At 48.1% G+C, this 7,523-nt stretch carries 6 protein-coding genes; 1 reads left to right on the top strand and 5 read right to left on the bottom strand.

The window, feature by feature from the left end:
- The first annotated feature begins 96 nt into the window (after positions 1-96).
- A complete protein-coding gene (gene mobH / locus JWR98_RS18955; protein WP_205490880.1) occupies positions 97-1,875 on the top strand; it encodes a MobH family relaxase in 1,779 nt (592 codons plus the stop codon).
- Positions 1,876-2,074: 199 nt separating this feature from the next.
- Here mobH and JWR98_RS18960 read toward each other — a convergent pair whose 3' ends face one another.
- The 5 genes from JWR98_RS18960 to JWR98_RS18980 form a co-directional block, all read right to left on the bottom strand.
- Positions 2,075-2,290, bottom strand: coding sequence for a hypothetical protein (locus tag JWR98_RS18960; RefSeq protein WP_205490881.1), 216 nt, complete (start codon positions 2,288-2,290; stop codon positions 2,075-2,077).
- A gap of 72 nt (positions 2,291-2,362) precedes the next feature.
- On the bottom strand, positions 2,363-3,139 hold the full coding sequence (locus JWR98_RS18965) for a class II aldolase/adducin family protein (protein WP_205490884.1): 777 nt from the start codon (positions 3,137-3,139) through the stop codon (positions 2,363-2,365).
- A gap of 34 nt (positions 3,140-3,173) precedes the next feature.
- A complete protein-coding gene (locus JWR98_RS18970; protein WP_205490886.1) occupies positions 3,174-3,761 on the bottom strand; it encodes a VOC family protein in 588 nt (195 codons plus the stop codon).
- Between the two features lie 1,563 nt (positions 3,762-5,324).
- The gene (locus JWR98_RS18975; RefSeq protein WP_205490888.1) at positions 5,325-6,053 is read right to left on the bottom strand and encodes a hypothetical protein; all 729 of its coding nucleotides are present in this window, start codon (positions 6,051-6,053) and stop codon (positions 5,325-5,327) included.
- A 46-nt stretch (positions 6,054-6,099) separates the two neighbouring features.
- Positions 6,100-7,401 carry a protoporphyrinogen/coproporphyrinogen oxidase gene (locus JWR98_RS18980; RefSeq protein WP_225908786.1) on the bottom strand — a complete coding sequence of 434 codons (1,302 nt, stop codon included), beginning with the start codon at positions 7,399-7,401 and terminating at the stop codon, positions 6,100-6,102.
- Between the last annotated feature and the right edge of the window lie 122 nt (positions 7,402-7,523).

Below are 7,523 nucleotides of genomic sequence, written 5' to 3' on the forward strand. Positions count from 1 at the left end.
AGGCAAGGGTTGGAAGGGGAATGGGGATTCAAGGGTAAGAGCCCTATCCGAAAAGGCTAAAAGGCCACCGATTCCGCCATTTCCCGGGAGGCCGCGATGCTCAGTCTGTTTCGCCAAAAAAGGCAAAAACCTCCCCCGCCACCCACCGTAAACGTCGCCGAAGGCTACCTGCCTATCGAATCGACCCAGAGCTTGTTAGCAGCCGAGCACCGCCGCCAGTTGCTCGATCACATCTGGCAGTACACCGCCCTCTCCCATCAGCAGTTCAGGCAGCTCTATTTAAATCCGATCCATCGCTACGCCGAGCTGGTCCAACAACTCCCGGCCAGCGAGACGCACCATCATGCTTATCTCGGTGGCATGCTCGACCATGGCCTGGAGCTGGTCGCCTGTAGTCTGAAACTGCGTCAGTCGTATCTGCTGCCCACAGGTGTCGCCCCCGAAGACCAAGCCGTTCAGACAGACGCTTGGTCCGCCGGCATCGCCTACGGCGCCCTGCTGCATGACATCGGCAAGATCGCCGTGGACCTGCAGGTCGAACGTCAGGATGGCAGTCCTTGGCACCCCTGGCAGGGCCCACTGGATCAGCCCTACCGTTTTCGCTACCTCAAAGGTCGCGACTATCACCTGCACGGCGCCGCCGCTGGCTTGCTCTATACCAAGATTCTCGACCGTCCTATCTTGGACTGGCTCAGTGGCTTTGCGTCACTGTGGGCCAGCCTGCTGTATGTCCTGGCGGGCCAGTACGAACGTGCCGGCGTGCTCGGTGAATTGGTAATTCAGGCCGACCGCGTCTCCACCGCGCAGAACATCGGTGGCAACCCGAACAAGGCACTGCAGGCCCCGATCCATTCGTTGCAACATCACTTGATCAGCGGACTGCGTCACCTGATTCAACACGAGCTGAAACTCAACCAGCCAGGTGCCGCAGGTTGGTTGACTGAAGACGCCCTGTGGCTGGTCAGCAAGACGGTCACGGACAAGCTGCGGGCCTATCTGCTGTCGCAGTCGATTGAGGGCATCCCCTCCTCAAACATCGCCGTATTCGACGAACTGCAATCTCATGGGTTAGTCGATTCGACCCCAGAAGGCAAAGCCATCTGGACCGCTCTTGTTGCGCAGGGGGACTGGCAGCAGACCTTTACGTTTTTGCGCGTTCAACCGGCTTTGATCTGGGGGAGCGAAGACCGGCCTGAGGCTTTCAACGGAACGGTGAGCGTTGCAGTCGATGACCTCCCGACTTACGCTCCGGTATCACCACCGCCGAAGACAGTCAGTACAAGGTCAACTCAAAGCCAATCGCAGCCCGGTCCAATGACTATGGAAGATGCGGACTACTTAGGATCGTTGCTGGATATGTTCGAGGTAGAGAAGCCTGAGGCCTGCGATGCACCGTCAGAAAGCGCTCTCGGAACTTCAACCCTCCCTTCGGATAACCCTGGCCAGGCATTCTTGAATTGGGTCAGGGAAGGCATCCAGAGCCACAAGCTGATCATAAATGACAGCAAGGCTAAAATTCATATCGTAAGTGGCACTGTATTTCTGGTCACCCCAGGCCTCTTCCAGCGTTATATCCAGGAGTTTCCGGGCATCTCAATGGATACCGATTACAAAGGTGAAGAGTGGCGCTGGGTACAGAAACAGTTTGAGAGGCTGAAGGTTCATAAGAAGCGAGATGACGGGTTAAATATCTGGGTATGCCAAGTGAAAGGTCCCAGAAAGTGCACGCAGTTGAAAGGATATCTAATTTCGGAGCCACAATATTTTTTTGAATTTATGCCTGATGACAATCCTTTTCTTAAGATCGACGCAAGACAAATATCCAGGAGCTCAATAACTGAGAGCACCAACCCCCACCACCAAAATGGCGCGTAGGGAGAAAAAATTAATTGCTGACTAGAAGAACAACCAGCTTAAACCTACTAAAACCAACAAGCAACTCATACATATCAAGAAAACAAAACGAAAAAAGCGTTTAAGAAAAAAGCATAAAAGAGTGGATAGACGAAAAGGAGCTTAAGAGCAGAGAAACGCGTTCCAATCCCTCTATCCACGCTGAAAATCTATCGTAACCTTACGCGCCTAACTGTTTCAAATCGACGTCTACTTGACCAAGTACCGCTTCATTGACAAGCCCACCTGAAAACGGCGCAATAGCTTTCAAAGCAAATCCCCTCCCCATAGTAATTTGCGGGTGATTTGATATACCCGGAAGATGCTTTTCAAGTATCGCTTTTGTTTCAGCGTTATCTAGCAACTCACCCAAAGTAGACTCGATTGAATAGCCCATCATTAAACTCCTAAGATATTAAACAAAGATAGAACTGACGCTCATTGCATTATGCCACTTAACTAAAACCCATCAATCTTGAAAGCTAGGATCGTCACGATACAGCTTACGTAGCAAGCCAGGCCAAGCATTATTACTGCCATCCCCAACGCTTGCCCTCAGCAGTTCAATTGGAAACGACGCAACTACCTCCGAAGGAATATGAGTAACCTCCGCACCACTATTAACACCACTCATTACCTGTATTCGGCATGCCTTTCTGGCCAAATGATGGAGCATGAAAGCAGCATCAATGCTGGGGGCTACAGTGACCACACCGTGATTACGCAAAAAAAGAGTATAGTTTGACGATCCCAGATCTCGTCGTAACCCGGGAATACGTTCCGCATACGTCTCAGCGCCTTCATAGGTATGGTATGAGAGCCCAGCGGCTATGATCAATGCGGCTGGTTGCGAAATCGGTAGCAAACCATGCTTGTTAGCGGCAACCGCAGCAATATAATCATCGTGTGTATGGATTACAGTATTGGCATCTGGGCGCACCTCAAATACCGCGCGCATTGGGTGCCAAACATTAGGAGTTACTTTAAATGGACTATCAGATATCACTTCTCCATCAATGTTCACCTTCAAGAGACATGAAGCTGTCATCTCCTCAAACAAAACACCGCTAGGAATAAACAGAAAATCTTTACCTGTTCTACAAGACACCAGTTGATTGGATAAATCGTCCCAACCCATCATCGGAACCAATCGGCAAAGTGCCGCGAGCTGAACCCTTGCAGACCACTCCTCTGCGGAAACTTGCCCTTTTAGGGATGGATACTCTACGTCACCAATTTTAGGCATTTTTCTTTTCCTTATAACCATTATTGACTAAAGATCAAAACTCGTGAATAGCCTGCCCCGTGCCATCCCACGACTCGGTAATTTGCTTCATCATTCCAAATCCAGCATCCAACGTTGGGGAGCGCTGAATCAACTCGAGAGTTGCACCGCTTTTGTGCGGAAAAGACATAAAAGCCGTTTCAACATCAATTAATGATGTCATTCTCTGAATCAGAGAATAACCAAGCAACTCAAGCGCTTCTATATCTGCAGCGATGTCGTCTGTCAAAACACCAATATGATGCACTCCGAAGCCTTGACTCCGTAAAAACTCCTCAAATACAGACGGTTTATCGTCATGCAGTTGAATTAATTCGATCTGAACATCACCAGAGTATGCAAACGCCGCACTGAAGTCGCTCTCTATGGACTGGCCGCGGTACACCTGAGTCTTGTACTTGGGGTGTCTGGACACGAAAAACGGCCCGACACCTAAAGCCAACCAGTCCTGAATGGAGCTATCAAGATCCTCAACGAGGAAGGCCTGTTGGATGATCGAACCAATCTGATGCTTGATCAATTTTTGCTCCTGATAAGAAGTTGCTGAAATCATAAATCCGACGTTAGTCAGATAATATTTCAAGAAGCATTCATCATCAAGAAATAAATGGCAATTTATGGAATAAAATAGAATCAAAAAATAATTTAAAATAACCATATGGAATATAAAGTAGACTTATATCTATTTTTGAGTCTTCAAGCAACTAATAGCCCTGCTAGGCATGTGACCGCTCGACAGCGTCGCCCCTAGCGTCACAACGGACTGTCGGAGTAGGCCTCGAAAAGGGCGTCCCACTCGGAGAGCCGTCTACAGTCAGCGCAAGCGGCTGACAGAATGTATCGATTACGTCATCGCAGTCTTGCTTTCCTGAATATGACGGAGATAAGGTCTCTGCGATGGAGGCAGGTTGAATCAACCAATTTCTTAGATCGAGTCCAAGTCTCAAAAAGAAAAAAGTTAGAGGGGGTTGCGAGCAAGCCGTCTCAACCAGAAAAACGCGAATTCCAAACGATAAATAGAATGAGCTAAAATAAACCGTCTACTGTCGAATGCACATTGAAATACCAACTCATAACCATTATGGGTGCGTTAAGTTTTAAAGCAAATCTCAGGAAGAGCGATAATAGGACGATGATCAGCGAACCGAGCTTTCAGAGGACTCTGAGTAGTGCTCAATGGATCACCGAGACGCGGGATATGCTAAAATTTCGATCGAGCTTTTTTGCAAACTATGAGGCTGAAAACACTAATTAACCAGCAGCGAAACCTGAAGGTGAAGTATTCAATTACGTCGATTTTTACAACACAAACGTCGCCAAGCTGCAACAATTACCATGTTCCATGGAAGGTGAAAATTATTATGCAGCGCGTCGATAAGGTAACAGCTGGGCCTTGGCTGCGGGCTTGCTGATACTAAGAGCAGCTCTTCTATCTGTTATCAAGCATAACGTGTGTGCGCTAAAATCCTTCAGAGTAAGTTAGCTCCCTATACACCTATTCCGAATTGCTGGAGCACCGAATGAAGAAACATTTAGCCTGGCTCACCAACCTGCTCCGAATATCCATAATTCTGGAGCGAACACTGCTCCGTGCTTTATGGCAGCCCGCAATAGGACACGGGAAAAGCCTTAACGCCGACAATCTTTGCGTGGAAAATAAGTACACACGCTGACAAGCTCAAGGCACCAATAGCAACAGAGTCAGCGTAATACGTCATTCATCCTGTAACTTCTGTCGGCTCCGCAGTGAGCTACAATCTATATTTTTGTAGAACCTACGGACACCGCCTCTATAATTGGATAACCGCGCATCAAAACTTCAGCTTCAACACTGTTCGCCGGTCCAAGTAGACTTGTTGCTTACCAGTGAGAGGTTAAAATCTTATTTACCAAGATAGGCAGCTAAAAACGCTACCGCTGAACTGTCTATAGACAGCTAACGGGTTATTCGCTCTACAATACCAGCTGGGCAACCGCTATGAACAGGAGATATAGCTAAGTCTCGAATGCTAGACTTTATCGCTGACAACCTGGTAACCGTTCCTTAAGTATTTACGGAGTTATTAGTTAAGCCACATAAGATTTGGTACAGCACCGAGCGCATCCCAACTTATAAGTCAGGATGTCCGAGGCTCGGCCATAAAAATCAAATATCTTTACGCACGGTCATACTCTCCGGAAAGTAACACCGAAGATAGGCAAGATTCGCCCTGACTGACTCTGCAAATGTTTCATCATCAATGAGTCCATAACGCGCGTATGCTCCGCACCACAAACCATCAACAAGCTCAGCAGAAAACATTAGGTAAGTCGCCATACCAGGAATTTCCGGCACTGTAAAATAGCTTTCTAACAACTCCAAACTTGCTGTGCCATGATATCTGTTGGTTTCCAAATTATTCACCCTCATTGAGCGGTGCATGATAGGACCTAACATAACTTCAGACATCGCCCGATCAGCATTAAGCTCGTTTCTAGCTATTGCTAGGGAGGATCTAACTAAATCCTGCCAGTTACTAAGCTGATGAGCCTCAAGGTTCTGAGAGTGAGCGATGATTTTCTGTGTTAAATATTCATTGAAAATCTTGTTCAATTCAATGAATATCGCAGTGACCGTATTGAACAAATAATGAACGGAAGGAGCTGGTAACCCAGTAACCTTACCGATGTCGTGCAAGCTTATATCCTCGATGTTTGCGCTTTTTAACATTTCCAAAGTCGCATCCAATATGCTCTGATAACGCTTTTTGCTCCGTTCTTGAGTTGGTACACGGGCAGAACGCACAACCTGAGTTGTACGTCCCTTCCGATGAGATGCCTTCTCTCGAACAATTGCAACATCCTCTCTTACGAGATCATCATCCTCTTTCTTCACGTCAACGCTACACTTTTGCTGAGAGAAATTTTGAGTGAAGAGCTGGCTATTGACCACTAATCACCCGCTCTGCCGCCCTCGCACCGCTTTGAACTGCAGACTCCATGTGCACGCCATCATAGTCGTTACCGGCAAATGAAACTCCTCGTAACTCCTGAGCCTGGCGCTTGAATTCAAGAATTTTAGCATGCATGCCAGGGGAAAGTCGTGCAAACCCCCAGTGGTGACGCTGAACCTTGGCCTCCTCAACCATGCCAGCAATACCGGGGAAAAATATTTCCATATCATCCAAAGCCTTAGCAATGATCTCCGCATCGCTCTGCTGTGCAAGCAATGCAGAGTCGGGATAGCAGGGCCATGCAGAAATGATGGTCTTGCCACTCGGGACAAGGTGCGGCGTTTTGAGCGTGTGGTTCAACGCCATGTTAAAGGTAGCCTTACGATGCCCATGCCCCATGTAGACATAAGCAGAGGTCTTGAGAGGGCGATCCAGAAAAAAATAAACAAGAGACAGAGGCACGTTAGGAAACGCAGATAGAAACTCTCGCTGTACCACATACTCTTCTGGAACGATTTTAGCTGCTGCACCGATTGGGCAAGCCACGATGACGTGATCGGCCTTCATGGTTGCACCGCTTTTGAGCAATACTCCCGTCACATGACCACGCTCATAAAGAAGCTTTTCTACCTCTGATTCGTAACGCACGTCCAACGTATCCGCAATCGCCTCCGCCAAAGATGCAATCCCCCTTCGCAGGGTCATGACTTTAGTGGTCAGCACTAGCTTGACCAAATTTAAAAAGTGATAAAGATTAGTATGCTCTATATCTGTACCAACCATCGCATGTGCCGCAGGCCTCAGGAAGTAATCTTTAAACTCCTCGCTGGTCCCGCTGAAAGCCTCCGCGGTAGATATGTTGTCGTATTCCGGGATATCGCGATGAATTTCGTAAAGAGAGAATTTTTTCATCATTAGCATGTAGCGAACCATGAACCAAGCCAGCTCAGCAGTACCTCTGACGCCAAGAAGCTTTCTGACCCCAAAATTTCCAGATGGGAAGACATGCTCCCCCGAACGGGAGAGATAGCATGCCTGCGTATTGCTTTGTGGTATTAGATCCCCACTCAATCCGTACCGCTTGACTAATTTTAGCAACTCCAAATAACCGGAGTGAACGCCCTGCGCACCTGCCTCTGCAGCGTCACCGTTGTGAGTGATGCGCATCGTGCGCCCACCTGCGCAATTCGAAGCCTCAAGTACTACAACGTTTTTCCCAGCAGCCTTGAGCGTGCTGGCTGCGGTCAAGCCGGCAAGACCAGCACCAATCACAATCGTGTTGTCGTTCATAGGAAGGTACGTCTGAAAGTAATTTTGAAGATCAGATGATGCCGATACCATCATCGACTCGCAACATATTCCTGACTAATATCAGGTTTTAATGATTTAAGACATCCTCCGAGCGCCGCACA

Origin of the sequence: Pseudomonas lactucae (assembly GCF_016937615.1) — a bacterium.
Classification (GTDB): domain Bacteria; phylum Pseudomonadota; class Gammaproteobacteria; order Pseudomonadales; family Pseudomonadaceae; genus Aquipseudomonas; species Aquipseudomonas lactucae.